The sequence below is a fragment of the Aeromonas sp. R7-2 genome (assembly GCF_040908105.1).
In the GTDB taxonomy this organism is placed as follows: domain Bacteria; phylum Pseudomonadota; class Gammaproteobacteria; order Enterobacterales; family Aeromonadaceae; genus Aeromonas; species Aeromonas caviae.
In genome coordinates, this window is record NZ_JBFODC010000036.1 from 533,525 (window position 1) to 554,943 (window position 21,419).

The window sequence follows — 21,419 nt, forward strand, 5'->3', positions numbered from 1 at the left end:
AATTGACAAGGGATCGGGCTCCAGTACAATCGGTCAGGCTTTAGACAGGGATTGTGCTACATGCTACTGGGACAAAGAGACGTGGTCAGTCATGCTTCAACCCCTGACTTCCAGGCAAATGCTGCCCAACCAGGCTTAGTTTCATTTTGTTATAGATAGGACTTACCACATGTCTGACATTCGCACCGGCCAAGTAAAATGGTTCAACGAAACCAAGGGTTTTGGCTTCATCGAGCAATCCCAGGGACCGGACGTTTTCGTTCACTTCTCCTCCATCCAGAGCGCAGGTTTCAAGACCCTGGCTGAAGGTCAAAAAGTCCAGTTCACTGTGACCCAGGGCAAAAAAGGCCCTCAGGCCGAGAACGTCACCGTTATCTGAGCCAGCGCCAGTGAACCCGTAGGAGGAGCCATCGCCCCTCCTATTTTTTTGCCCGCGATTTCCCCTCCCCGATCGGCAGAGCTCTTGCCGGGCTTGCCATCCCCACCTGCAAGCCGTTTATGGCCGCCACCAGCCGCTATAAATCAAAATGATGAGTTTTGGTTAAATGCCCCGGTTTTAACTTATACCGAGCCACTGTCTGTCATTCAGGCCCTGCCAAGCCTGTTAGCCGACCGCAAAGGGTTGTGCCCGATCTCCGGGAGGCTATTAGCAAGCAATACATCTTGGTCTTATGACTTGGGATGTGCGGGGAAGAGAGAAAGCAGGCAAACGCCGGATACGACAAATCATCGCGGCGCGATGTGATGGGGAATTCAAAGGGATTATGAGGACGTCGAAGAGAAATTGGAGCGGGAAACGAGACTCGAACTCGCGACCCCAGCCTTGGCAAGCGCGGATCATGCTCTACCAACAGGACGCGGCAGTGATGGTACTGAGAAACTGGATTCGTGTACTTGGGGGAGAGATTGAACTCGAAGGGTTCGAAGGGTTCGAAGAGAGATTGGAGCGGGAAACGAGACTCGAACTCGCGACCCCGACCTTGGCAAGGTCGTGCTCTACCAACTGAGCTATTCCCGCAACAGAATGTCATCTGCAAGTGATTGGAGCGGGAAACGAGACTCGAACTCGCGACCCCGACCTTGGCAAGGTCGTGCTCTACCAACTGAGCTATTCCCGCATCGGAATATCACTTACACATATCTACCGGACACTGTTTGGAGCGGGAAACGAGACTCGAACTCGCGACCCCGACCTTGGCAAGGTCGTGCTCTACCAACTGAGCTATTCCCGCAACAAAATGTCATCTGCAAATGATTGGAGCGGGAAACGAGACTCGAACTCGCGACCCCGACCTTGGCAAGGTCGTGCTCTACCAACTGAGCTATTCCCGCATCGGAATATCACTTACATATTTTTGGATATTTTTGGAGCCAGCAACGAGACTCGCGCTCGCTACCCCAGCCTTGGCAAGCACTGAACATGCTCTACCAACGCGGTGACTCCGGCACTGCATATTGGAGCGGGAAACGAGACTCGAACTCGCGACCCCGACCTTGGCAAGGTCGTGCTCTACCAACTGAGCTATTCCCGCAACATGGATTGTCTTGAGGCTGTGCTGATGATTGGAGCGGGAAACGAGACTCGAACTCGCGACCCCGACCTTGGCAAGGTCGTGCTCTACCAACTGAGCTATTCCCGCATCGGAACGTCATCAGCAAACATTTTGGAGCGGGAAACGAGACTCGAACTCGCGACCCCGACCTTGGCAAGGTCGTGCTCTACCAACTGAGCTATTCCCGCAAAACCTGAAAACAGACCGTACAGCATTTGGTTGCTTGCGCTACTGTACGGGAGCCGAATTATAAGAGCAGACATTCCAATTGCAAGGGCTTTTTTGTCTGGTTGCAGCCGTTCGCTCAAAAGCTGGCCGAACTGCTGATTTTAGCAACCGAACGACGGCAAACCCTTGCCAGCCACTCAGATTTTGAAGACGTGGGCGCGGTAGAACTGCAGTTCGGCGATGGATTCGCGGATGTCGTCCAGCGCCTGGTGGGAGCCGCTCTTCTTGAACTGATCCAGCAGTTCAGGCTGCCAGCGACGGACCAGCTCCTTGATGGTGCTGACGTCCACGTTGCGGTAATGGAAGAAGGCTTCCAGATCGCTCATGTGCTTGACCATGAAGCGGCGATCCTGGCCGATGCTGTTGCCGCACAGGGGGCTGGTGCGCTCCGGCACCCACTGGCGAATGAAGGCGAGGGTCTCGGCAACGGCCTTGGCCTCGTCGTATTCACTCGCCTTGACCCGGGCCACCAGCCCGCTCTTGGTGTGGGTGTTGACGTTCCAGTCATCCATCTTGCCCAGCTCTTCCTCGCTCTGGTGGATGGCGATGACCGGCCCTTCGGCCAGCACGTTCAGGTCCTTGTCGGTGACGATGGTGGCGATCTCCAGTACCACGTTCTCTTCGGGGTCCAGACCCGTCATCTCCATGTCGATCCATACCAGGTTCTGCGCGCTGACTGTCATGATTGCTCTCTCTATTGGGAGGAATGGCGGAATTTTGCCAATTTGCATGTATCATACTGGCTTTGAATCTGTTCATAAACTGGCAAACCCCGTGGCAAAGAAAGCAAAACTCAATCTGGGTCAACAAAGGCGCGTCCAGGCCAACCGCGAGCGGCGGCTGCAAAAAGAGCACACCACAGTGGTAGATGACACCCTGTTCGGCCCCGCCATCGAAGGGGTGGTGATCAGCCGTTTCGGCCAGCACGCGGATGTCGAGGCGAGCGATGGTGCCATCCACCGCAGCAACCTGCGGCGCAGCAGCATCAGCAGCCTGGTGTGCGGCGACAAGGTGGTGTGGCGCCCCGGCCTCAATGCCGCGACTGCCGGCGTCATCGAGGCGGTGCACCCGCGCCACTCGGTGCTGACCCGGCCGGACTTCTACGACGGGGTCAAACCCATCGCCGCCAACATCGACCAGATCATCATCGTTTCGGCGGTGATGCCCGAGTTCTCCACCAACATCGTCGACCGCTACCTGGTGGCGGCAGAAGATGTGGAGATAGCGCCCCTCATCGTGCTGAACAAGGTCGACATGCTCGATGACGCGGCCCGCGCCCGTATCGAGCACCAGCTCGAGACCTACCGCAAGCTCGGTTACGAGGTGCTGCTGGTGAGCTGCGAGAGCGGTGAGGGCATCGACGCCCTCAAGGCGGCGCTCACCGACAAGATCAGCATCTTCGTGGGCCAGTCCGGGGTGGGCAAGTCGTCCCTCACCAACGCCCTGATGCCGGGGCTGGACGTGCTCACCGGCGAGATCTCCGAGAACTCGGGGCTCGGCCAGCACACCACCACCACGGCGCGGCTCTACCACTTCCCGAGCGGCGGCGATCTCATCGACTCCCCCGGAATCCGCGAGTTCGCCCTCTGGCACCTGGAAGCCGACCGCATCACCTGGTGCTTCGTCGAGTTTCGCGACTACCTGGGTGGCTGCAAGTTCCGCGACTGCACCCACAAGGATGATCCCGGCTGCGCCCTGCGCGCCGCGGTTGAAGTGGGCGCCATCAGCGCCGATCGCTTCCACAACTACCACCGCATCCTGGAAACCATGCAGGAAGCCCGCCACGGTCGCCAACAGGCGCGGCTGTGACCCGTTCAACTCATTCCCAGATGAAGATCATGAGCATCACTGACAACCTGAAAATTGCCGGTCAATACTGCCTGCCCAAACACGCCCTCTCCCGCCTGGTGGGCAAACTTGCCGCCGCCGAAGCGGGCAACCTCACCACCAGGGTGATCGAGGCCTTTATCAAGCAGTACCAGGTCGACATGAGCGAGGCGCTGCACGAGAGCCCTGCCCACTACAAGAGCTTCAACGAATTCTTCACCCGCGAGCTCAAGCCCGGCATCCGCCCCGTGGTGGAAGACGCCATGACCCTGGCCCTGCCGGTGGATGGCACCGTCAGCCAGCTCGGGCCCATCAGCCAAGGTCGCATCATCCAGGCCAAGGGCCACGACTACAGCGCCCGCGAGCTGCTGGGGGGCTATGAGGATCTGGTGGCCCCGTTCAAGGATGGCGACTTCGCTACCATCTATCTGGCACCCAAGGATTACCACCGCATCCACATGCCGCTGGACGGCGTGCTGGAGAGCATGGTGTTCGTGCCGGGGGATCTCTTCTCCGTCAACCCCCTCACCGCCGAGAACGTGCCCAACCTGTTTGCCCGCAACGAGCGGGTGGTGGCCACCTTCCGAACCCCCCAAGGCCCCATGGCCCTGGTGCTGGTCGGTGCCACTATCGTCGCGAGCATCGAGACCATCTGGGCCGGCAACATAGCGCCGACCAAAGAGAAGAAGGTGGTGCGCTGGGACTACACCGGCGATGAAGCCATCACCCTGCAAAAAGGCGCCGAGATGGGCCTGTTCAAGCTGGGCAGCACAGTCGTCTGCCTGTTTGGCCCGGGCATGCTGGCCGGTTTCGAGCCGCACCTGGCCAACGGGGTCACCACCCGCATGGGTCAGCCCTTTGCCACCCTGGCGGCGCAAGCATGAGCGATCAACCCGCTTCCCAGAAGAACAACCCGCTGCACGGGCTGACCCTGGAGGCCATCGTCACCGCCCTGGTCGCGCACTATGGCTGGGAAGCGCTGGGGCAGCAGATCAATATCCGCTGCTTCACCGATAATCCCAGCATCAAGTCCAGCCTGAAGTTCTTGCGCAAGACTCCCTGGGCCAGAGAGAAGGTCGAAAGCCTCTATCTGTACGTCCAGCGCAAGCAGGCCAAAGAGAAGGAGTGACGCCATGGCGTTCAAGATTACCTACACCTACAAGAAGCAGGCCAGGGAGATTGGCTACGCCAACGACAAGTTCAACAGCATCTATGATGCCGTTGCCACCGCCGAGGGGATCGATCTGACCCGCTTCCACGCCATGGAAGAGCAGCTGGCACAGGTGTGCCGCCGCGACAAGAAGAGCGTGAAGGATTACCGGGAGAACTACTTCAAGGAACTGGGCTTCTCCAACATCGTCATCGAACGGGACGCCAAGGAGTAACCATGCGCACCCTGACCCTGATGGCGGCCACCCTGCTGCTGGCCGCCTGCAACACGACACCGAGGGAGCCCCTGGTCGGCGCGGATCGCGACGAACATGGCTGCATCGGCAGCGCGGGTTATCAATGGTCGGCGCTGGCAGGCCAGTGCGTGCGGCTGTTCGAGCAGGGCATTCGCCTCAACCCGACCGATGCCGGTCAGACCGTCAGCGCTTTCGTGCTGTTCAATGCCGATCAGAGTCAGGCCGAGCTGACCCTGCCAGAGGGCGAGCCGATCCGGCTGATCCGCCTGGGCGAAGAGGGCAACTGGTCCTGGCAGGGCGGTGGCTATCAGCTCTTCCCCTGGAAGGGCTATGTGCTCAAAGCCGGCGACCATGTGCTCTATCACGGCGATCTGACCCCCTGATCCTCTGGCGTCATCCCTCCCCCCACGCCCTGATGGGCGCAGAGCAGGCATAAAAAAAACCCGTTGCACGCAACGGGGTTTTTCATGATACCCGGCAGGATATCAGTTGCCGAGGGTGGAGAACAGGCTCTGTTCCAGGCTGCCGCGGGAGACGCACACCGGGGTGATGGAGGGAGCCAGTACCCGCTCGCCGGAGGACTCGACGAAGTAGAGCTGGGTATTGCCCTTGACGTTCACGGTGGCGACGCTGTTGTTGCCGCTCTGGGTGATGATCAGGTTGATCTGCAGGTTGGGGTTGCCCAGCGCCACCTTGGACCCCATGGTGCCGCAATCCAGCCACTCCAGACCATCGGCCGAGTTTTCCACGTTGGCGGTCATCAGACCGGCACCACGCTGGCTGTTCTCGATGTTCAGGCCGTGATCGCCGAACCACTTCTCGGCACGGGCCCACACCAGATCCACCGGGATCGCCATCTCCTGGGTGTTGTTGGTTGCCTTGGCAACCGGCGGGGTATAGCGATACTGCTCGCCGCCGTTGTTGTCGCTCGCACAACCCACCATCAACAGGGCCAGGGCGCCCCCCATTATCTTCTTCATGCTGCTTCTCTCATCCATAAGGCCATAGGCCGACCGGCGGCTATTATGGCGATCGCGACACAGACTGTCAGCAGGGATCCGCACAAATGGCGTACTCTTAACCCAGGCTTTACAAAACCCACCTGTTATCATAGATTTGCTCGAAGTCTCCCCCGTGAGTGCTCTCGTGACTTCTTCGCTCTCCCTGGCGCTGCTGCAGCAGATCATCGACCAGTTACCCATGAATATCTTCTGCCGGGACAAGCACGGACGGTACCTGTTTGCCAACAAGGCATTCGCCAGGGAAGCCGGCCTGCAAGACCCGAGCGAACTCATTGGCAAGAGCGATGCCGAGATGCCCTGGGGGGATGTATTCCGGGAGGAAGATGACCGCCTGCTGGCCGACGGCAAACCCCTGCTGCACCAGCAGCTCCATTGCCACAGCGGCGAAGGCGCCAGCTGGATGGAGATCAACAAGGTTCCCCTGTATGACGAGCACGGCGATCCCATCGCCCTGTTTGCCATGGTCAGCGCCATCGATCAGCGCAAGGAGCTGGAGCAAACCTTCCGCCAGCAGCAGTTGCTGCAACGCCGCCTGCTGGATGCCATTCCCGACCTCATCCGTCTCGAGGATCACCAGGGCGTGCTCATCGACTGCAACCAGGCCTTTCTCGACTTCATGGGGCTGGTGGCAAGCGAGGCTCTGGGTCGGCGCGTCCCGCCCCGGCTGCCCGTCGAACAAACCCTGGGTCAGGGGGAGTATTGCGTGGTGGATGCCCAGGGCAGAGGCCGCCATCTGGAGGTCACCCGGGTCGAGGTGCCGGATGACGAGGGCAACTCCCTCGGCATCCTCACCCTGAGCCGCGACATCACCGGGCTGCGCACCACCCAGGCCCAGTTGCAGCAGGAGCAGCACTACGACAGCCTGACCGGCCTGCTCAAGCTCTCCCACTTCCTCCAGACCAGCCGTCATCTGGGCGCCCGCAAGGCCAGCCTGCTGCTGGTGGATCTGCAACATTTTCGCGAGATCAACGATCGCTTCGGCATCCGGGTCGCCGACCGCCTGCTGAGCCAGGTGGCCCGTCGCCTGCAGCGACTGGCGCCGCCCCAGTCCCTGCTCTGCCGGGTCGCGGCGGATGACTTCGCCCTGCTGCTGCCCGAGCTCCCCCTCTCTCTGGATGCGTGGAGCCGCAACCTGCAGCAGGAGCTGATGACGCCCTATCAGGTGGAAGAACACAGGATCCAGATCCCGGTGTTCCTCGGCATCGCCCATGGCAAGGCCAAGGATGCCGAGCGTCTGTTGAGCCACGCCGAGGCCGCCCTGGCCCAGGGCAAGCGCCAGCAGCAGCACTGTACCCTGTTCGACCCCGCACTCGATGCCAAGCTCAAACGCCGCCAGCTCATCGCCGCCCAGTTGCCACTCGCCATCAAGTCCGCCGAGCTGACCGCCGTCTACCAGCCCATCATCTGCACCCACAGCAACCGGCTGCACGGGGCAGAGCTGCTCTGCCGCTGGCCCCATCCCGAATTCGGCATGATCTCCCCCGACGAGTTCATCCCGCTGGCGGAGGAGCTGGGGCTCATCGGCCAGCTCGGCCAGCTGATGCTGGAGCTCGGCTGTGCCCAGCTTGCCCGCTGGCAGGTGGCGGCCCCGGATCTGGTGCTCTCCATCAACCTCTCGCCCCTGCAGTTCCGCGATCCCGAGCTCTGCCCGCAGATCTTCGACTGCATCGCGCGCCACGGGCTCGCCCCCTGGCAACTGGAGCTGGAGATCACCGAAGGGGTGCTGATGGAGAATGCCGACGAGATAGAGAGCAACCTGGCCAGCCTCATCGAGGCGGGCTTCCAGCTCGCCATCGACGACTTCGGCACCGGCTACTGCTCCCTCGCCTACCTTCCCAGGCTGCAAGTGGCGACCCTCAAGCTCGACAAAAGCTTCACCCAGGGGCTGGCCACCAACCAGGCCACCACCGCCATCGTGCGTTCCGTCATCGGGTTGGGCCATGAGCTTGGCATCAAGATCACCGCCGAAGGGGTGGAGACACCGGAGCAGCAGGCCTGGCTGGTGCAGGTCGGTTGCGATCGGCTGCAAGGCTATCTGTTCAGCCGCCCCCTCCCACCGGCCGAGTTTGCCCGCAGCTACCAGCTGCCGGAGCAGTAAGCCAGCAACAACAAGGCCACCCGAGGGTGGCCTTGTTGTTTTTGCAAAGCGTACGTGATCTGGCGCACTTACTCCTGGAAGTAGGTGCCCCAGCCGTCGTAGTCCACCCCGTATTTCTCGAGGATGGGCAGCATCTTCTCGATGTCGGCGACGATGGTGTCGATGTCCAGCTTGCACTCCACCATGGCGTCGAAACAGAAGATGGTGGCGCCGTCGTCCAGCTCCATCTCCTCGGCGTCGGTCACTTCGAAACCGGCCTTGAACAGATCGACCGCCGCCTTCTCCAGCAGATCGAACTTCTGGCAGGCAAAGTGGTGCTCAATCTCGTAATCCAGATCCGGGTTGCTGCCATCGGCCAGCAGCTCGTTGACGATGGCGGCGGTCTCTTCGCGCCACTCTTGCATATTGGTATTCATATAAACCCCAGGCGGTGTTGAATGGATGTCACCCCTGCCAGCCGCGTCGGCCCGGACCATGGCCAGGGGATGAGTGCGGCAAAGCATACCCGCAGAGCGCGGCAGGCTCAATCGATGGGCCAAGATAACTGGCGCCTCTCCCGGCTTGGCGCCAGCGGGCAGCCCTCGGCACGTCAGGCAGCTCGCCCCCCTTCATGATGTTCTGCTGGCCGTCGGCCCACCCTGCCCCGCAGGCGCCCCTCTTTTCATGGTTAAAACGGGGAAACCGGTCCAATCACGGGAAGATTGCTCGGATATCGAGCGAACGGTACATCAATCTGCGGCCTGTGGTTGACACCTCAGTCCAGAAAGGGTTTAATGCGCGCCGTTGCCCAGATAGCTCAGTCGGTAGAGCAGGGGATTGAAAATCCCCGTGTCGGCGGTTCGATTCCGTCTCTGGGCACCAACTATTCCTCCTTAGTTCAGTCGGTAGAACGGCGGACTGTTAATCCGTATGTCACTGGTTCAAGTCCAGTAGGAGGAGCCAAATTCGAAAGGCCCGCTCAGATGAGCGGGCCTTTTTGCATCTGTCATTTACTCACATGCCGGGGCTAGTAGTGGTTTTCGTCCCCATGCCATACGTGTCCGGCCGAGCAGGCACGGGCGACTTCGTGACAGGGGTCGTCCGCATGGCGGCGGAAGAAGTGCTGATCCTGTTGCAGCAGGAGCGAACTCATCGAGTGGCTCATGCCAGCCAGTGCCTCGCCGGCGGTCAATCCTGCAACCCGGTGATCTGTGGCCAAATGAGCCAGGACTTTTTCACGACTGTTCATGATCGCCTCCCTCTGTGGATCCGGTCGTAAATTGACCATAGCAGCCGTACTCTGCATACCGCAAACCCGCGTCAGCAAAGGGCTACAGGCAGGTCCCGACCTTCTGCTCCGGCATGAAAAAACCCGCTCATGACCAGCGGGTCTGTTTCACTCAGCTAACCGCCGTTGCAGGCCGCCAGCAACAGAGTGGCACCACAGGTGGCGCTGAACACCAGCAAACCCACCTGCAGCACCCCCTCCGGATCCCTCTGTGTGCGTCTCTTGCGAACACGTATCCATCTCGGCTTCATCGAGCCAACTCCATCCAGTTTCCTGCACCCGGGGTGCTGACCTATCCCTGCCCGTCCCGGCAGGCGGCTCATCTTTGTCCAGTTGCAGCCCGCCGTCAACAGCGGCGAAACCACACCTTGTACGGCACCGACCTCAGGCTCCATCTCTGTTAACAATCTGGAAAACCGGCGTGACCCGCCCCTGCGCCAGGGCTATGATGAGGCCGACGATTTTCCTACCCTCAGGGAGACCCCAGATGAGCAGCCCCTTGCACTATGTGCTGGATGGCATCCATTGCGAGCCACACTTTTTTACCGTGCCCCTCGACCACCAGCATCCCGACGAGGAGGCGACCCTCACCCTGTTTGGCCGCACCCTCTGCCGCAAGGACAAGTTGGATGATGACCTGCCCTGGTTGCTCTATTTGCAGGGGGGCCCGGGTTTTGGCGCTCCTCGCCCGACCGCCGATGGCGGCTGGATCAAGCGGGCCCTGCAGGAGTTTCGGGTGCTGCTGCTCGATCAGCGCGGCACCGGCCACTCCACCCCCATCAGTGCTGACGCCCTGGAGGGGATGACCCCCGGTGAGCAGGCGGACTACCTCGGCCATTTTCGTGCCGACAGCATAGTGCGCGACGCCGAATGCATTCGCGAGGTGCTGAGCCCGGGGCGCCCCTGGAGCCTGCTCGGCCAGAGTTTCGGCGGCTTTTGCAGCCTCACCTACCTCTCGTTGTTCCCGCGGAGCCTGCACGAGGTCTACCTCACCGGCGGCGTGGCACCCATCGGGCGCAGTGCGGATGAGGTCTACCGCGCCACCTACCAGCGGGTAGCGGACAAGAACCGCGCCTTCTTCACCCGCTTCCCCCATGCCCAGGCCCTGGCCAACCGGCTGGCCAACCACCTGCACCACTACAATGTGCGCCTGCCCAACGGCCAGCGCCTGACGGTGGAGCAGTTGCAGCAGCAGGGGCTGGATCTGGGGGCCAGCGGCGCCTTCGAGGCACTTTACTACCTGCTGGAAGACGCCTTCATCGGCGAACGCCTCAACCCCGCCTTCCTCTATCAGGTGCAGGCCATGCAGCCGTTCAACACCAACCCGGTGTTCGCCATCCTGCACGAGCTCATCTATTGCGAAGGGAGTGCCAGCAACTGGGCGGCCGAGCGGGTGAGAAGGGAGTTCCCTGCCCTGGCCTGGGCGCCCGGCAAAGATTTCGCCTTTACCGGTGAGATGATCTTCCCCTGGATGTTCGAACAGTTCCGCGAGCTCATTCCCCTGAAGGAGGCCGCCCACCTGCTTGCCCAGAAAGCGGACTGGGGTCCCCTCTACGACCCGGCGCAGCTGGCCCGCAACACTGTGCCGGTGGCCTGCGCCGTCTATGCCGAGGACATGTACGTGGAGTTTGACTACAGCCGCGACACCCTGAAGGGGCTTGGCAACAGCCGCGCCTGGATCACCAACGAGTACGAACACAACGGCCTGCGGGTCGATGGCGAGCGGATCCTGGATCGGCTCATCCGCATGAACCGGGATCACTGATCCCGCCGGGCGCACGCCCGCAGCAAGACGACAAGTTCGAGGGCGGCCCATGAGCCGCCCCGCCCATGGAAGCAACACAAAACAACAAGGACACCCATTGGATCATCCGGAAATCTCGGCCGGCTGGCTGAGTCGCCTCTTCTATCGCTGGACCGGCCCGCTGCTGCGCAAGGGGCTGACCCAGCCCCAGGTCAGTCTCGACGATCTCTATCCCCTGCTGCCGGAAGACAGGCGCGACGGCCGCGCCGACGCCTTCCTCGCGCTCACCGCCCGCCAGCCGGTGCGCCCCTGGCCCCTGACCGCCTTTATCTGGCGCCATTACAAGGGACGGATTGGCCTGCTCACCCTGCTGCAACTGCTCGGCATGCTCGCCACCCTGACCAGCCCTTGGCTGCTCAACCACAGCATGACCCAGCTCGGCACCGATGCCACCACCGGCCACAAGCTGCTGCTGGCCCTGGCCCTGTTCGCCTCCGTGCTCGCCGCCGGCATGCTGGCGGAGCACTCCCTGCAACTGGCCCTCAAGATGCACGTGCCCATCCGCCGTCTGCTGGCCGAATCCCTGCTCGCCAAGGTGATGAAGCAGGGTGGCAAGAGCTTCGACGACAGGGCCGGCGGCCGGGTTCAGAACCTCATCAACCGGGACGTGTGGGACATCACTTGGATCCTGGCTGACCCCGCCATGCCGGTCACCATGGCGCTGCAACTCATCGGCACCATCGCCCTGCTGGTGTGGCAGGTGGGCAGTGCCGGTCTGGTGGGCTTCGCGGTGCTGGCCCTGCTGCTGCTCATCTCCACCCGGGTGGTACGGCGCATGAACCAGCAGGAGCAGCAGCTCAAGCGTCAACAAGACGAGCGCAACGGCATCCTGGCGGAATACATCAAGAAGCTGCGGCTGGTGCGCCAGAACGGGCTTGGCCCCTTCTTCACCCGGGCGGCCAACACCAAGCGCCAGCAGGAGTTGGGAGTGCTGGGCAGGGTGCTCAGGCTCGATGCCATCAACGAAGGGCTGATGCTGAGCACTCCCCTGCTGGTGACCCTGGCCACCTTCACCACCTACCTGGCGTCGGGCAACACCCTCACCCTGCCCCAGGTGTTCACCACCATCGCCCTGTTTACCGTGCTGCGCATTCCCATGATGCGACTGCCCTACCTCATCCGCACCCTGATCAACTTCAACACCGGCTTCAACCGGCTGTGCGAGTTCCTGAACAGCCCGGAGCAGCATCGGGATCTCACCGATCCCAGCTTGCCGGTGGGCAGCCTGCGGCTCGACAACGTCACCGCCCTGCACCAGCAAAAACCGGTGCTCGAGGGAGCCAACCTCGCCATCGCACCGGGGGAGCTCGTGGGGATCACCGGGGCCACCGGGGCGGGCAAGAGCTGCCTGCTGCATCTGGTTGCCGGCTTTGACAGCGAGTTTGCCGGCAGCATCCGTCGCCACGGCCGGGTTGCCCATCTGGGCCATAAACCCTGGCTGATGAACGACACCATCCGCAACAACATCCTGTTCGGCCAGCCCTGGCACGCCGAGCGCTATCGTTGGGTGCTCGGCGCCTGCGCCCTCACGGCCGATCTCGCGCTGCTCAGCCACGGGGATCAAACCCTGGTGGGGGAGCTCGGCACCCGCCTCTCCGGCGGCCAGCAGCAGCGGGTCGCCCTGGCTCGCGCCCTCTACGCCCGGGCCGATATCCTGCTGCTGGACAACCCCTTGTCTGCGCTCGACCCCATGGTCGCGGCCCAGGTACTGGAGCAGGGGCTCGCCTTCAAGCCGGGGCCGACCCGGCTCCTGGTAAGCCACGACCCGGATGTGCTGGCCAGGTGCGATCGGGTGATCCGCATCGAGCAGGGGCGCCTGGTGGAGCTCGATGCCCACCAGTTGGCGGATCTTGTCCAGCATCCCCAGCCCGCCCCGCCGGTGCCCCCTCAGGAGGCGGAGCAGTTCAGCGAGGAGAAAGTGGTGGAGGGCAAGGTGGACTGGGGACTGTTTGGCTTCATGTGGCAGCGCCTCGCCGCCCCCGGTGCCATCCTGCTCGTCCTGCTGCTCACCCTGGGCCAGGAAGGGCTGCGCATCGCCTCGGATCTCTGGCTCGGCGGCAAGGCCGAGGTGAGCGACGTCAAGACCCTGCTCGGCATCTATGTGCTGCTGGGGGCGGGCTCCCTCGCCTGCATCATGGCGGTGCGGGTCATCAACTACAAACTCGGCCTCAAGCTGGCCTGGACCCTGTTTGACGGCATGCTGGGGCGCATCAGCCGCGCCCCCATGGCCTTCTTCGACAAGGTGCCCCAGGGGCGCATCCTCAACCGCTTCGACCGGGATCTGGGGGAGGCGCAGGAGATGCTGCTCTCCATGCTGGTGGGACTGTTCGGCATGCTGGTGTCCGTGGCCTTGCAGGTGGTGGTGATCGGCATCAATATTCCCCTGCTGCTGCTCATCGCCCCCCTGGTGGGATGGGCGCTCTATGTGTTGCAGCGCCGCTACCGGGCGGTGCAACTCAAGCTGCGGCGCCAGTCCTCGGTGCTGCGCTCCCCGCTCTACATCAGCATCAGCGAGACCATCCGCGGCGCCCCCGCACTGCGTCTGGCCGGGGCCGAACGCTTCGCACTGGATCAGGTGCTGCATCACTATGACAACAACTTGCGCAGCTGGTACACCACCACCTCCATCAACCGCTGGCTCGGCATGCACCAGACCCTGCTCTCCGCCGCCCTGGTGGGGGCCGTGGCGCTGATGGTGGCCTTTGGCAACAGCCCGCTGCTGGGGGCCGTGGCCATCACCTACGCCTTCACCGCCTCGGCCATGCTCAACTCCCTGATCCGTACCTTCGCGGAAGTGGAGCAGGTGATGAACGCGGTGGAGAGGGTACGGGAATACAGCGAGATAGAGAGCGAACGCCAGGAGGGAGAGGCCCTCGCCACCCCTCACCCCGCAGTGCGCTTCGACAACCTGGGGCTGCGCTACCCCCAAACCAGCCAGTGGGCGCTGCACAAGGTGAACTTCGAGCTGGCCCCAAGTGAAAAGGTGGGTGTGTGCGGGCGTACCGGGGCAGGCAAAAGCTCCCTGCTGGGGGTATTGCAGGCCATGTATCCCGCCTCCCAGGGAGAGATCTTCTACGGCAATCAGCCACTGTCACGACTTGCACCGGAGGCGGTGCGCGATCTCTACGACACCGTCTCCCAGATCCCACTCACCTTCTTTGGCTCCTTGCGGGCCAATCTGACGCCCCTGACCGAGCATGACGACGCCGTGCTTGAGCAGGCGCTGGCCCGGGTGGGCCTCGCCGAGCGCTGCGCCGGGCGGCTGGATGAGGATCTCGACAGGCTGCAACTCTCCGCCGGCGAGACCCAGTTGTTGGTGATCGCCCGCATCCTGCTGTCGCGCCGACCGCTCATCGTGTTGGATGAAGCCACCTCGGACCTCGATCACGGCGGCATGCGCAAGATGGCCGAGCTGCTCTACCGCTACCGGCCGGAGGCCAGCTATCTGGTGATCGCCCACCATCTGGAGCCGCTCTTGTCGGTGGACAAGGTGGTGGTGATGGAGGCCGGCACCGTGGTGGAGCAGGGTTCGCCGGTGAGCCTGCTGGCCAACCCCCACTCCCGCTTCCACCAGCTGTTTGCCGGCCAGGTCAACCGCCAGGTGCCCCAGACGGTGTGAGGGCTGAAAATGACAAGGGCTGCCCGCGGGCAGCCCTTGTTGCTTGAGGAGAGCCTCAACGCTCCATGATCTGGGTGATGTCGTCCTTGTTGATATGCACCTCCCTCCCCTCTTCATCGTAATAGCGATACATGCCTGTGGTCTCGTCCAACCTGGGTTTGCTGTCGGTGGCAATCATCTTGCCATCCTTGGTGCTCATGATGTATTGGGAGCTGCACCCCGCCAATCCCAACAGACAAACCAGCATCATCACAGCTTTCATCACTCTCCCCTTCTTCACGCTCACCCTGGCGGTGATAGATGAAGCCTAGCTCAACCGGATGGCCCGTTTACCTTGATTGCAGCAACAGGATTCACAGAAAGAATCCACCTGCTATAGCCATTGAAAATGATCTATCAAGAAAAGAAAGACCGGACATCTGTCCGGCCTGCTCTGGATTATTAGTTACTTGCCCGGCTTGCGCTCGCCGGTGACGGTGGGGTTGGCCGGATCCATGCTCCACTCGAACCATCCGCCGTCGTAGACGCTGATCCGCTTCCAGTCCATCAACCAGGCGTAGAAGAACGCCTCGGAGGCGCGCCAGCCGGTGCCGCAGTAGAAAGCGGCCTGCTGGGTCGGCTCGATATTCCACTCATCCCACATGGCGAGGATCTCGCGGGCGGGCTTCATGGTGCCGTCCGGGTTGTGGAAGTCGCTCATGCTGTTGGCATCCACCCCGCCATGACCCCATCTGGCCCCGGGAATGTCCCCCTTGGGCTTGATGTAGCTGTAGCCCGAGGTATTGCCCACGAACTCGTCCCAGGTGCGCACGCTGACCAGGGCGCCGTCCGGCTGCTTGAGCAGGGCCTTGGCCTGGTCAAGGGTGGTGTAGAACTCGGGACGGGCGGGGATGACCACGCCAAACTCCCTGGCCGGTTTGAAAGTATTGGCCAGACCGGTCTCGGTGCGCAGATGCTGCACGAACCAGGCCTCCAGCCCGCCATCCAGCAGCCGCACATCCTCGACCCCCGCATACATCATCAGATGGGCCGCACGGGCCGCCGCCATGGTGTTGCGGCCATAGAGGATGACGGTGGTGTCATGACGGATGCCGTTCTCCAGCAGCAGCGCCTTGAGCGCCTCGTCAGAGACCTTGTTCCACAGCGGCTCCCCTTCCAGCCGGTTGGTGTCGATGTAGCCGGCTCCCGGAATGTGGCTCAGCAGATAGGCCTTGGGGGATCCCCAGTCCACCTCGAACACCTTCCACTCCCCCTTGGGGGCGGCGATGACCGGCTTGCCTGCCTGCAAGTCTGCCAGCCAGAGCGGATGGACCAGCTGCTGCCAGCGTGCCAGGTGCTCCCGGGGCGCATCTTTCCATCCCTGCAGCTCGAACAGCTGCTTGATGCCCTGCTGGCGCAGCAGACGGGCCACCTCGGCCACCTCGCGAGGGGTGCCATAGAGGGCGACGGGTTTGTCGGCCTTCAGCCCCTTGCTCGCAAGCGCCACAGGCCACTCCTCGTCACTGTATTTCCACTCTGCGGAGAGCAGCTCGGCACCGGCCACATGGCCCCCCTGCTTCTCCCCGTCCATGGGCCAGCCCTGGTAGAAATAGCTCGGGCGGGTATCCAGGATCACCGCCTCCTTGCCCTTGGCATCCGCCAGGGAGAGCGGGGGCAGCTCAGCGGCCAGCGCGGGCCAGGCACACCAGAGCAGCAAGGCGGTCAGGCAGCTTCGCCACAGTCCAGTCATTCGTTTCATGATGTCGTCTCGATGCATAGTGAAGAGAGTTAAAAAATGGAGCGGCCCAGGCGCTCGGCCAGCAGCTCCAGCGCCGCCGTCCCGGCCAGGGAGTTGCCCGCCTTGTTGAGCTCGGGTGACCAGACGCAGATGGAAAGCTCTCCCGGGATCAGCGCCATGATGCCGCCCCCCACTCCGGATTTCCCCGGCATGCCGACCCGGTAGGCGAAGTCGCCCGCCTCGTCATAGAGGCCGCAGGTGGCGAGCAGGGCATTGACCTGCTTGGTGGTCCGGGCCGGCAGCAGGGGCGTGCTCTCGCCAAGGGGGACGCCCCGGTTGGCCAGATAGACGAAGGCTCGTGCCAGATCGACGCAGCTCATGCGGATGGCGCAGGCATTGAAGTAGCTCTGCAATACCTTGTCCACCTCGTTCTCGAAGTTGCCATAGGCCTTCATCAGATAGGCGATGGCGGCATTGCGGGCGGAGTGCTGGTACTCGGAGCGCGCCACCACCTGATCCGCCATGATGGCCGGGTTGCCGCACAGGCGGCGCACCAGTTCCAGAGTGCGTTGACGAGGAGCGGTGAGCCGGGTTTCCAGCAGATCGCTCACCACCAGGGCACCGGCGTTGATGAAGGGGTTGCGGGGAATGCCCTGCTCGAACTCCAGCTGGACGAGGGAGTTGAACGGCTGACCGGAGGGCTCCTTGCCCACCCGGGCCCAGATCTCCTCCTCCTGATAGAGGGTCAAGGCCAGCGTGAGGCTCAGGGCCTTGGAGATACTCTGGATGGAGAAGGGCTCGAAAGCGTCACCTGCGGTGAACAATTCCCCTTCAACGGTACAGACCGCGATCCCCAGCCGGTCGGCAGGCACCTGGGCCAGGGCGGGAATGTAATCGGCCACCTTCCCCTGCCCGAGCAGCGGACGCACCTCTTCCAGGATGCCGGCCAGTAATTCGGATGACAACACCATTGGCTATTCCATGACGTGAAACGAGGCGGGGCCAGCCCACCGACAAAAATCCCGCCGGCGGCGGGATTTTCTATCTGCCCGGGAGGCAGTCAGATATCAGGCCGGCTCGCCGTACCAGAGATCGAACAGCTCGGTGACCACCACGGCCTCCAGCCCTTTGCCTTGCAGCCAGGTCTGAACGGCGGAACGGTCTTCGTCGGTGCACTTGCCGAGCTGCTGGGTGCAGATCATCCCTTCCCAGGCCAGGTGACCCGAGCCGGCGAAGGCCAGCTTGCGAGGCTCAATCACCTCGTCGATCAGCGCATCGACCACGGCATCAATGGTCTCTTCGGCGGTGCCGACCGGGAAGTTGAAACTGATGTCGAACCCCATTTCCTGGAATTCATCGACGCGCAGTTTCTTGCGCAGACGGCGGCTACGGTTGGCCATGATAGCTCCTTAGTTGATACGTTGACTCAGTTGACTCGTTTGAAAATCAGATCCCAGACACCGTGGCCCAGACGATGGCCACGCTGCTCGAATTTGGTCAGGGGGCGCCAGTCGGGACGGGGCACCCAGTTGCCGGTGGCGGAGGTGTTCTCGTACCCCTCGGCGGCGCTCATCACCTCCAGCATGTGCTCGGCGTAGTTCTCCCAGTCGGTGGCCATGTGGAAGACGCCACCGATGGCAAGCTTCTGGCGGATATCCTGGGCAAAGGCAGGCTGCACGATGCGACGCTTGTGGTGGCGGCTCTTGTGCCAGGGGTCCGGGAAGAAGAGCTGCAGGCAGGAGAGAGAACCGTTCGGGATCATGTGCTCCAGCACTTCCACCGCATCGTGGCAGATGACGCGCAGGTTGGTGACGCCCGCCTCCTGGGCGGTGCCAAGGCAGGCGCCCACACCCGGAGAGTGCACCTCGATGCCGATGAAGTTCTTCTCGGGGGCGTTCTTGGCCATCTCCACCAGGGAGGCGCCCATGCCGAACCCGATCTCCAGCACCACGGGTGCCTCGCGGCCAAACAGGGCCACCATGTCGAGCGGCTCTGGTGCGAAATCGATGCCCATGACCGGCCAGAGCTCTTCCAGGGCCTTCTCCTGCCCTTTGGTCAGGCGGCCTTCGCGACGGACGAAGCTGCGGATCTTGCGCATGAACTTGCCGTCTTCGTTAAACACATCTTGGGTCACAGACATAGTAAATTGCTCGTTATTGCATCGCTCTGGAACAGAGCCGACATAAATGGATCGCTCGTTATTGCATCAGTTCGCAAAAACAGGGGAGCGAATTATCCCAAGATAGGCACAAGGCGCAAGTGTTTCCCACAACAAATCCCCCGGGACTGCCCACATCCACCGGCAAGGTTGACAAATGCCACCCCCTTCACAGAATCTGCCGGACGTCGGGTTCATCCTGACGCGGAAAAATAAAACCATATACAACAAAGGATTGCAGTATGAAGAAAACCCTGTTGGCCCTCGTCCTGCCTGCCCTGCTGGCCGGTTGCAACCCCTCTGACAACGACTCCCAACCCCCTGCCCCCGCCGCTCAGGCCCATGAGTTTCTGGTGCAACTGAGCTCTGGCGCAGAAGGGATAGGCGCTCGTCCCACGGGCACCGAGGCCGAAACCCGCGCCGCCGCCTGGATCCAGGATCACCTGGCCGGCTGGGGTTACGAGGTGCAGAACCAGCCATTCACCTACACCCGGGGCGGCACAGACCGAACCTCCCAGAACATCGTCGCCGAGCTCAAGGGTCAGAGCGACAAGGTGATCCTCATCGGTGCCCACTATGACAGCACCGGCGAGAAGAAAGGATCCGAAGGCGCCACCGACAACGGGGCCGGCGTCGCCGCCCTGCTGGCAGTTGCCGAGGCACTCAAGGGAGAGACCCTGCCCTACACGGTGCGCTTCGCCTTCTTCGGCGCCGAGGAAAACGGCCTCAACGGCTCCAGAGCCTATGCCGCCAGTCTCGACACCGATGCCGTCGCCAAGCTGCTGGCCATGGTGAACTACGACACCATCGCCGGGGGTGACATCGTCTATGTCCACTCGGCCCACTCCGACGTGGCCGAGTACAACTGCGCCGACCCGAGCCGCTACAGCTTCGATCCCAAGGTGCGCGATCGCCTGCTGGCCATCTCCCAGCAGACCGCCACCCCGTTCGCCATCCACCCCAGCTACAGCGGCTACCCGGAAGGGGAGACCGGCAGCTGGTCCGATCATGCCCCCTTTGCCTGCCTGGGGGTGCCCATCGCCTACGTGGAGGCCACCAACTTCACCATCAACGGGGAAGATGGCTATGACGGCTACTCCCAGAGCACCAATCCGGCGCTGTGGGACTGCTACGACGACGCCACCAAGAGCGCCTGCGACCGGGACAGCGAGACCCAGTGGGGCAAGATTTGGCACACGGAGCATGATCGCCTCGACAAGATGGCCGAGCTCTTCCCGGGCCGGATCGAGCAGCAGCTCGGGGCCAACACCGACCTGATGATCCGCTTCCTCAAGGCGCCGGGGCTCTGACCCCCATCCCGCCCGATGCCCCCCTGACAGGGGTTTTTGCGCCCCTGACCGGGGTCGGGACGATAAAATTCGGGCAGGTGCCAAACCTGCCCTTTTTTATGGATTTTTGTGACAGCCATTGCCTCATTTCTGAAATCTGATACAAACGGATAACCTGGCGGTTGAATGGAGCGACCGCCACCTAGTCAGAGAGAACCCTATGCAGCCGTTTTTTGCCCAGCGCTTCGAGAAGGTCGAGCCTTCCTTTATCCGCGAAATCCTCAAAGTTGCCGCCAATCCGGAGATCATCTCCTTCGCCGGCGGCCTGCCCAACCCCCATCTGTTCCCGGTCAAGGCCATCGAGCAAGCGTGCCAGGACGTGCTGCGCGAGCAGGGAGCCGCCGCGCTGCAATACGCCACCACCGAGGGCTTTGCCCCGCTGCGCCAGTTCATCGCCGACCGCTACCTGAGCCGCCACGGCATGGCCGTCAATCCTGACAACATCCTCATCACCAGCGGCTCCCAGCAGGCGCTGGATCTGCTGGGCAAGGTGCTGGTGAACGAGGGGCAGGATCTCATCATCGAAGAGCCGGGCTACCTTGGCGCCATCCAGGCGTTCTCCGTCTATCAACCGAATTTCAAGCCCATTACCCTGGCGGAAGAGGGGCTGGATCTGGCCGCGCTGGATGCGCTGCTGGAGCAGGGGTCCAGCGCCAGGCTGCTCTACGGCGTGCCCAACTTCCAGAACCCGAGCGGTGTTTCCTACAGCCGCGCCAACCGGGAGGCCCTGGCGGAGCGCCTGGTGCGCCACGATCTGCTGATGGTGGAAGACGACCCCTATGGCGAGCTGCGCTTCGAGGGGGAACACCTCCCTCCCATCGCCAAGCTGGCCCCCCACAACACCGTGCTGCTCGGGTCCTTCTCCAAGACGGTGGTGCCCGCCTTCCGCCTGGGCTGGATGGTGGTGCCGGACTGGCTGCGCAAGAAGGTCACCATCGCCAAGCAGGCCACCGACCTGCACAGCAACGCCTTCAGCCAGCAGGTGCTGCACCGCTTCCTGACCGACAACTCCCTCGACGCTCACCTGGAGAAGATCAAGGAGGTCTATGGTCGCCAGCGTGCCGCCATGGAAGCCGCCCTCGCCCGCCACTGTCCGCCCGGCGTCAGCTACACCCGTCCCGAAGGGGGCATGTTCCTCTGGCTGACCCTGCCGTCCAGCGTCAGTGCCATGGCCCTGTTCGACGAGGCCATCAAGGAGAAGGTGGCCTTCGTGCCCGGCGCCCCCTTCTATGTGCGCCCCGAGATCCAGAATACCCTGCGCCTGAGCTTCTCCTGTGTGGATGAGGCGACCACGGAAGAGGGTGTTCAGCGTCTGTGCCGCGCCCTGGCCCGCATGCTCTGAGCCATCCGGCCATAAAAAAACCAGCGACC

At 62.5% G+C, this 21,419-nt stretch carries 21 protein-coding genes and 9 tRNA genes; 13 read left to right on the forward strand and 17 right to left on the reverse strand.

The features are described 5' to 3' along the window. Positions 1-169: 169 nt before the first annotated feature. On the forward strand, positions 170-379 hold the full coding sequence (locus AB5Y47_RS17875) for a cold-shock protein (RefSeq protein WP_005297820.1): 210 nt from the start codon (positions 170-172) through the stop codon (positions 377-379). Positions 380-942: 563 nt separating this feature from the next. On the opposite strand, the gene AB5Y47_RS17880 is transcribed toward AB5Y47_RS17875, so the two are convergent. The 8 genes from AB5Y47_RS17880 to orn all read right to left on the reverse strand — a co-directional run bounded on the left by AB5Y47_RS17880 (position 943) and on the right by orn (position 2,464). Next, positions 943-1,018: transfer RNA gene (locus AB5Y47_RS17880), tRNA-Gly, on the reverse strand. A 24-nt stretch (positions 1,019-1,042) separates the two neighbouring features. Next, a tRNA-Gly gene (locus tag AB5Y47_RS17885) sits at positions 1,043-1,118 on the reverse strand. A gap of 38 nt (positions 1,119-1,156) precedes the next feature. Further along, positions 1,157-1,232: transfer RNA gene (locus AB5Y47_RS17890), tRNA-Gly, on the reverse strand. 24 nt (positions 1,233-1,256) lie between these two features. Further along, positions 1,257-1,332 (reverse strand) — tRNA-Gly (locus AB5Y47_RS17895). A 124-nt stretch (positions 1,333-1,456) separates the two neighbouring features. After that, positions 1,457-1,532 (reverse strand) — tRNA-Gly (locus AB5Y47_RS17900). A 32-nt stretch (positions 1,533-1,564) separates the two neighbouring features. Beyond that, positions 1,565-1,640: transfer RNA gene (locus tag AB5Y47_RS17905), tRNA-Gly, on the reverse strand. Positions 1,641-1,665: 25 nt separating this feature from the next. After that, positions 1,666-1,741: transfer RNA gene (locus AB5Y47_RS17910), tRNA-Gly, on the reverse strand. Between the two features lie 177 nt (positions 1,742-1,918). Further along, entirely contained in the window at positions 1,919-2,464 is a 546-nt protein-coding gene (gene orn, locus AB5Y47_RS17915) for an oligoribonuclease (protein ID WP_042014296.1), read from the reverse strand. Positions 2,465-2,555: 91 nt separating this feature from the next. Between orn and rsgA the strand changes: the two genes are divergently transcribed. From rsgA to AB5Y47_RS17940, 5 genes are read left to right on the forward strand one after another with little or no spacing between them, the layout of a single operon-like run. After that, positions 2,556-3,590: a small ribosomal subunit biogenesis GTPase RsgA gene (gene rsgA, locus AB5Y47_RS17920; protein ID WP_049636584.1), complete on the forward strand. Its 1,035-nt coding sequence runs from the start codon at positions 2,556-2,558 to the stop codon at positions 3,588-3,590. Positions 3,591-3,619: 29 nt separating this feature from the next. Then, the gene (gene asd, locus AB5Y47_RS17925) at positions 3,620-4,492 is read left to right on the forward strand and encodes an archaetidylserine decarboxylase (RefSeq protein ID WP_124244799.1); all 873 of its coding nucleotides are present in this window, start codon (positions 3,620-3,622) and stop codon (positions 4,490-4,492) included. After that, entirely contained in the window at positions 4,489-4,737 is a 249-nt protein-coding gene (locus tag AB5Y47_RS17930) for a VF530 family DNA-binding protein (RefSeq protein ID WP_041212447.1), read from the forward strand. The genes asd and AB5Y47_RS17930 overlap by 4 nt, the downstream gene beginning before the upstream one ends. Before the next feature lie 4 nt (positions 4,738-4,741). Beyond that, entirely contained in the window at positions 4,742-4,993 is a 252-nt protein-coding gene (locus tag AB5Y47_RS17935; protein WP_368220443.1) for a DUF2960 domain-containing protein, read from the forward strand. A 2-nt stretch (positions 4,994-4,995) separates the two neighbouring features. Then, the gene (locus AB5Y47_RS17940) at positions 4,996-5,397 is read left to right on the forward strand and encodes a hypothetical protein (protein WP_257710191.1); all 402 of its coding nucleotides are present in this window, start codon (positions 4,996-4,998) and stop codon (positions 5,395-5,397) included. A gap of 102 nt (positions 5,398-5,499) precedes the next feature. Here AB5Y47_RS17940 and AB5Y47_RS17945 read toward each other — a convergent pair whose 3' ends face one another. Beyond that, the gene (locus AB5Y47_RS17945) at positions 5,500-5,994 is read right to left on the reverse strand and encodes a hypothetical protein (protein ID WP_029314787.1); all 495 of its coding nucleotides are present in this window, start codon (positions 5,992-5,994) and stop codon (positions 5,500-5,502) included. Between the two features lie 166 nt (positions 5,995-6,160). Here AB5Y47_RS17945 and AB5Y47_RS17950 point away from each other — a divergent pair, with 166 nt between their 5' ends. Next, entirely contained in the window at positions 6,161-8,134 is a 1,974-nt protein-coding gene (locus AB5Y47_RS17950; RefSeq protein WP_053288764.1) for an EAL domain-containing protein, read from the forward strand. A gap of 68 nt (positions 8,135-8,202) precedes the next feature. On the opposite strand, the gene rraB is transcribed toward AB5Y47_RS17950, so the two are convergent. After that, entirely contained in the window at positions 8,203-8,538 is a 336-nt protein-coding gene (gene rraB / locus AB5Y47_RS17955) for a ribonuclease E inhibitor RraB (protein WP_010675493.1), read from the reverse strand. Positions 8,539-8,919: 381 nt separating this feature from the next. Between rraB and AB5Y47_RS17960 the strand changes: the two genes are divergently transcribed. Both AB5Y47_RS17960 and AB5Y47_RS17965 read left to right on the forward strand, forming a co-directional pair. Beyond that, positions 8,920-8,995 (forward strand) — tRNA-Phe (locus AB5Y47_RS17960). A 5-nt stretch (positions 8,996-9,000) separates the two neighbouring features. After that, positions 9,001-9,076, forward strand: a tRNA-Asn gene (locus AB5Y47_RS17965). 64 nt (positions 9,077-9,140) lie between these two features. On the opposite strand, the gene AB5Y47_RS17970 is transcribed toward AB5Y47_RS17965, so the two are convergent. Next, complete coding sequence (locus AB5Y47_RS17970) at positions 9,141-9,266, reverse strand: hypothetical protein (protein ID WP_257713785.1); 126 nt, start codon at positions 9,264-9,266, stop codon at positions 9,141-9,143. A 251-nt stretch (positions 9,267-9,517) separates the two neighbouring features. Then, a complete protein-coding gene (locus AB5Y47_RS17975) occupies positions 9,518-9,652 on the reverse strand; it encodes a hypothetical protein (RefSeq protein WP_080560565.1) in 135 nt (44 codons plus the stop codon). A 236-nt stretch (positions 9,653-9,888) separates the two neighbouring features. Here AB5Y47_RS17975 and AB5Y47_RS17980 point away from each other — a divergent pair, with 236 nt between their 5' ends. After that, positions 9,889-11,166 carry an alpha/beta fold hydrolase gene (locus AB5Y47_RS17980; protein WP_368220444.1) on the forward strand — a complete coding sequence of 426 codons (1,278 nt, stop codon included), beginning with the start codon at positions 9,889-9,891 and terminating at the stop codon, positions 11,164-11,166. Between the two features lie 97 nt (positions 11,167-11,263). Continuing rightward, on the forward strand, positions 11,264-14,824 hold the full coding sequence (locus tag AB5Y47_RS17985) for an ATP-binding cassette domain-containing protein (RefSeq protein WP_368220447.1): 3,561 nt from the start codon (positions 11,264-11,266) through the stop codon (positions 14,822-14,824). Positions 14,825-14,879: 55 nt separating this feature from the next. On the opposite strand, the gene AB5Y47_RS17990 is transcribed toward AB5Y47_RS17985, so the two are convergent. The 5 genes from AB5Y47_RS17990 to trmB all read right to left on the reverse strand — a co-directional run bounded on the left by AB5Y47_RS17990 (position 14,880) and on the right by trmB (position 18,681). Then, on the reverse strand, positions 14,880-15,086 hold the full coding sequence (locus AB5Y47_RS17990) for a YgdI/YgdR family lipoprotein (RefSeq protein WP_041215736.1): 207 nt from the start codon (positions 15,084-15,086) through the stop codon (positions 14,880-14,882). A 183-nt stretch (positions 15,087-15,269) separates the two neighbouring features. Then, on the reverse strand, positions 15,270-16,562 hold the full coding sequence (locus AB5Y47_RS17995) for a sulfurtransferase (protein WP_043156003.1): 1,293 nt from the start codon (positions 16,560-16,562) through the stop codon (positions 15,270-15,272). A gap of 29 nt (positions 16,563-16,591) precedes the next feature. Further along, positions 16,592-17,512 carry a glutaminase B gene (glsB, locus tag AB5Y47_RS18000; protein ID WP_010675499.1) on the reverse strand — a complete coding sequence of 307 codons (921 nt, stop codon included), beginning with the start codon at positions 17,510-17,512 and terminating at the stop codon, positions 16,592-16,594. 96 nt (positions 17,513-17,608) lie between these two features. Continuing rightward, positions 17,609-17,941 carry a YggL family protein gene (locus AB5Y47_RS18005; protein ID WP_039040181.1) on the reverse strand — a complete coding sequence of 111 codons (333 nt, stop codon included), beginning with the start codon at positions 17,939-17,941 and terminating at the stop codon, positions 17,609-17,611. Positions 17,942-17,967: 26 nt separating this feature from the next. Further along, positions 17,968-18,681 (reverse strand): tRNA (guanosine(46)-N7)-methyltransferase TrmB, encoded by a 714-nt coding sequence (gene trmB / locus AB5Y47_RS18010; RefSeq protein WP_010675501.1) that lies wholly within the window; start codon positions 18,679-18,681, stop codon positions 17,968-17,970. 260 nt (positions 18,682-18,941) lie between these two features. Here trmB and AB5Y47_RS18015 point away from each other — a divergent pair, with 260 nt between their 5' ends. Further along, on the forward strand, positions 18,942-20,009 hold the full coding sequence (locus AB5Y47_RS18015) for a M28 family metallopeptidase (protein ID WP_049636588.1): 1,068 nt from the start codon (positions 18,942-18,944) through the stop codon (positions 20,007-20,009). A gap of 199 nt (positions 20,010-20,208) precedes the next feature. Continuing rightward, entirely contained in the window at positions 20,209-21,390 is a 1,182-nt protein-coding gene (locus AB5Y47_RS18020) for a PLP-dependent aminotransferase family protein (RefSeq protein WP_124244295.1), read from the forward strand. The last annotated feature ends 29 nt before the right edge of the window (positions 21,391-21,419 follow it).

Bases quoted from the DNA above. Each gene is read 5' to 3' on its own strand.
- AB5Y47_RS17975 (WP_080560565.1), bottom strand. From the start codon at position 9,652: ATGAAGCCGAGATGGATACGTGTTCGCAAGAGACGCACACAGAGGGAT.
- AB5Y47_RS17990 (WP_041215736.1), bottom strand. From the start codon at position 15,086: ATGAAAGCTGTGATGATGCTGGTTTGTCTGTTGGGATTGGCGGGGTGC.
- trmB (WP_010675501.1), bottom strand. From the start codon at position 18,681: ATGTCTGTGACCCAAGATGTGTTTAACGAAGACGGCAAGTTCATGCGC.
- asd (WP_124244799.1), top strand. From the start codon at position 3,620: ATGAGCATCACTGACAACCTGAAAATTGCCGGTCAATACTGCCTGCCC.
- AB5Y47_RS18015 (WP_049636588.1), top strand. From the start codon at position 18,942: ATGAAGAAAACCCTGTTGGCCCTCGTCCTGCCTGCCCTGCTGGCCGGT.
- AB5Y47_RS17995 (WP_043156003.1), bottom strand. From the start codon at position 16,562: ATGAAACGAATGACTGGACTGTGGCGAAGCTGCCTGACCGCCTTGCTG.
- AB5Y47_RS17970 (WP_257713785.1), bottom strand. From the start codon at position 9,266: ATGAGTTCGCTCCTGCTGCAACAGGATCAGCACTTCTTCCGCCGCCAT.
- AB5Y47_RS17980 (WP_368220444.1), top strand. From the start codon at position 9,889: ATGAGCAGCCCCTTGCACTATGTGCTGGATGGCATCCATTGCGAGCCA.
- AB5Y47_RS18020 (WP_124244295.1), top strand. From the start codon at position 20,209: ATGCAGCCGTTTTTTGCCCAGCGCTTCGAGAAGGTCGAGCCTTCCTTT.
- AB5Y47_RS18005 (WP_039040181.1), bottom strand. From the start codon at position 17,941: ATGGCCAACCGTAGCCGCCGTCTGCGCAAGAAACTGCGCGTCGATGAA.
- AB5Y47_RS17935 (WP_368220443.1), top strand. From the start codon at position 4,742: ATGGCGTTCAAGATTACCTACACCTACAAGAAGCAGGCCAGGGAGATT.
- AB5Y47_RS17875 (WP_005297820.1), top strand. From the start codon at position 170: ATGTCTGACATTCGCACCGGCCAAGTAAAATGGTTCAACGAAACCAAG.
- AB5Y47_RS17945 (WP_029314787.1), bottom strand. From the start codon at position 5,994: ATGAAGAAGATAATGGGGGGCGCCCTGGCCCTGTTGATGGTGGGTTGT.
- orn (WP_042014296.1), bottom strand. From the start codon at position 2,464: ATGACAGTCAGCGCGCAGAACCTGGTATGGATCGACATGGAGATGACG.
- rraB (WP_010675493.1), bottom strand. From the start codon at position 8,538: ATGCAAGAGTGGCGCGAAGAGACCGCCGCCATCGTCAACGAGCTGCTG.
- glsB (WP_010675499.1), bottom strand. From the start codon at position 17,512: ATGGTGTTGTCATCCGAATTACTGGCCGGCATCCTGGAAGAGGTGCGT.
- AB5Y47_RS17930 (WP_041212447.1), top strand. From the start codon at position 4,489: ATGAGCGATCAACCCGCTTCCCAGAAGAACAACCCGCTGCACGGGCTG.
- AB5Y47_RS17940 (WP_257710191.1), top strand. From the start codon at position 4,996: ATGCGCACCCTGACCCTGATGGCGGCCACCCTGCTGCTGGCCGCCTGC.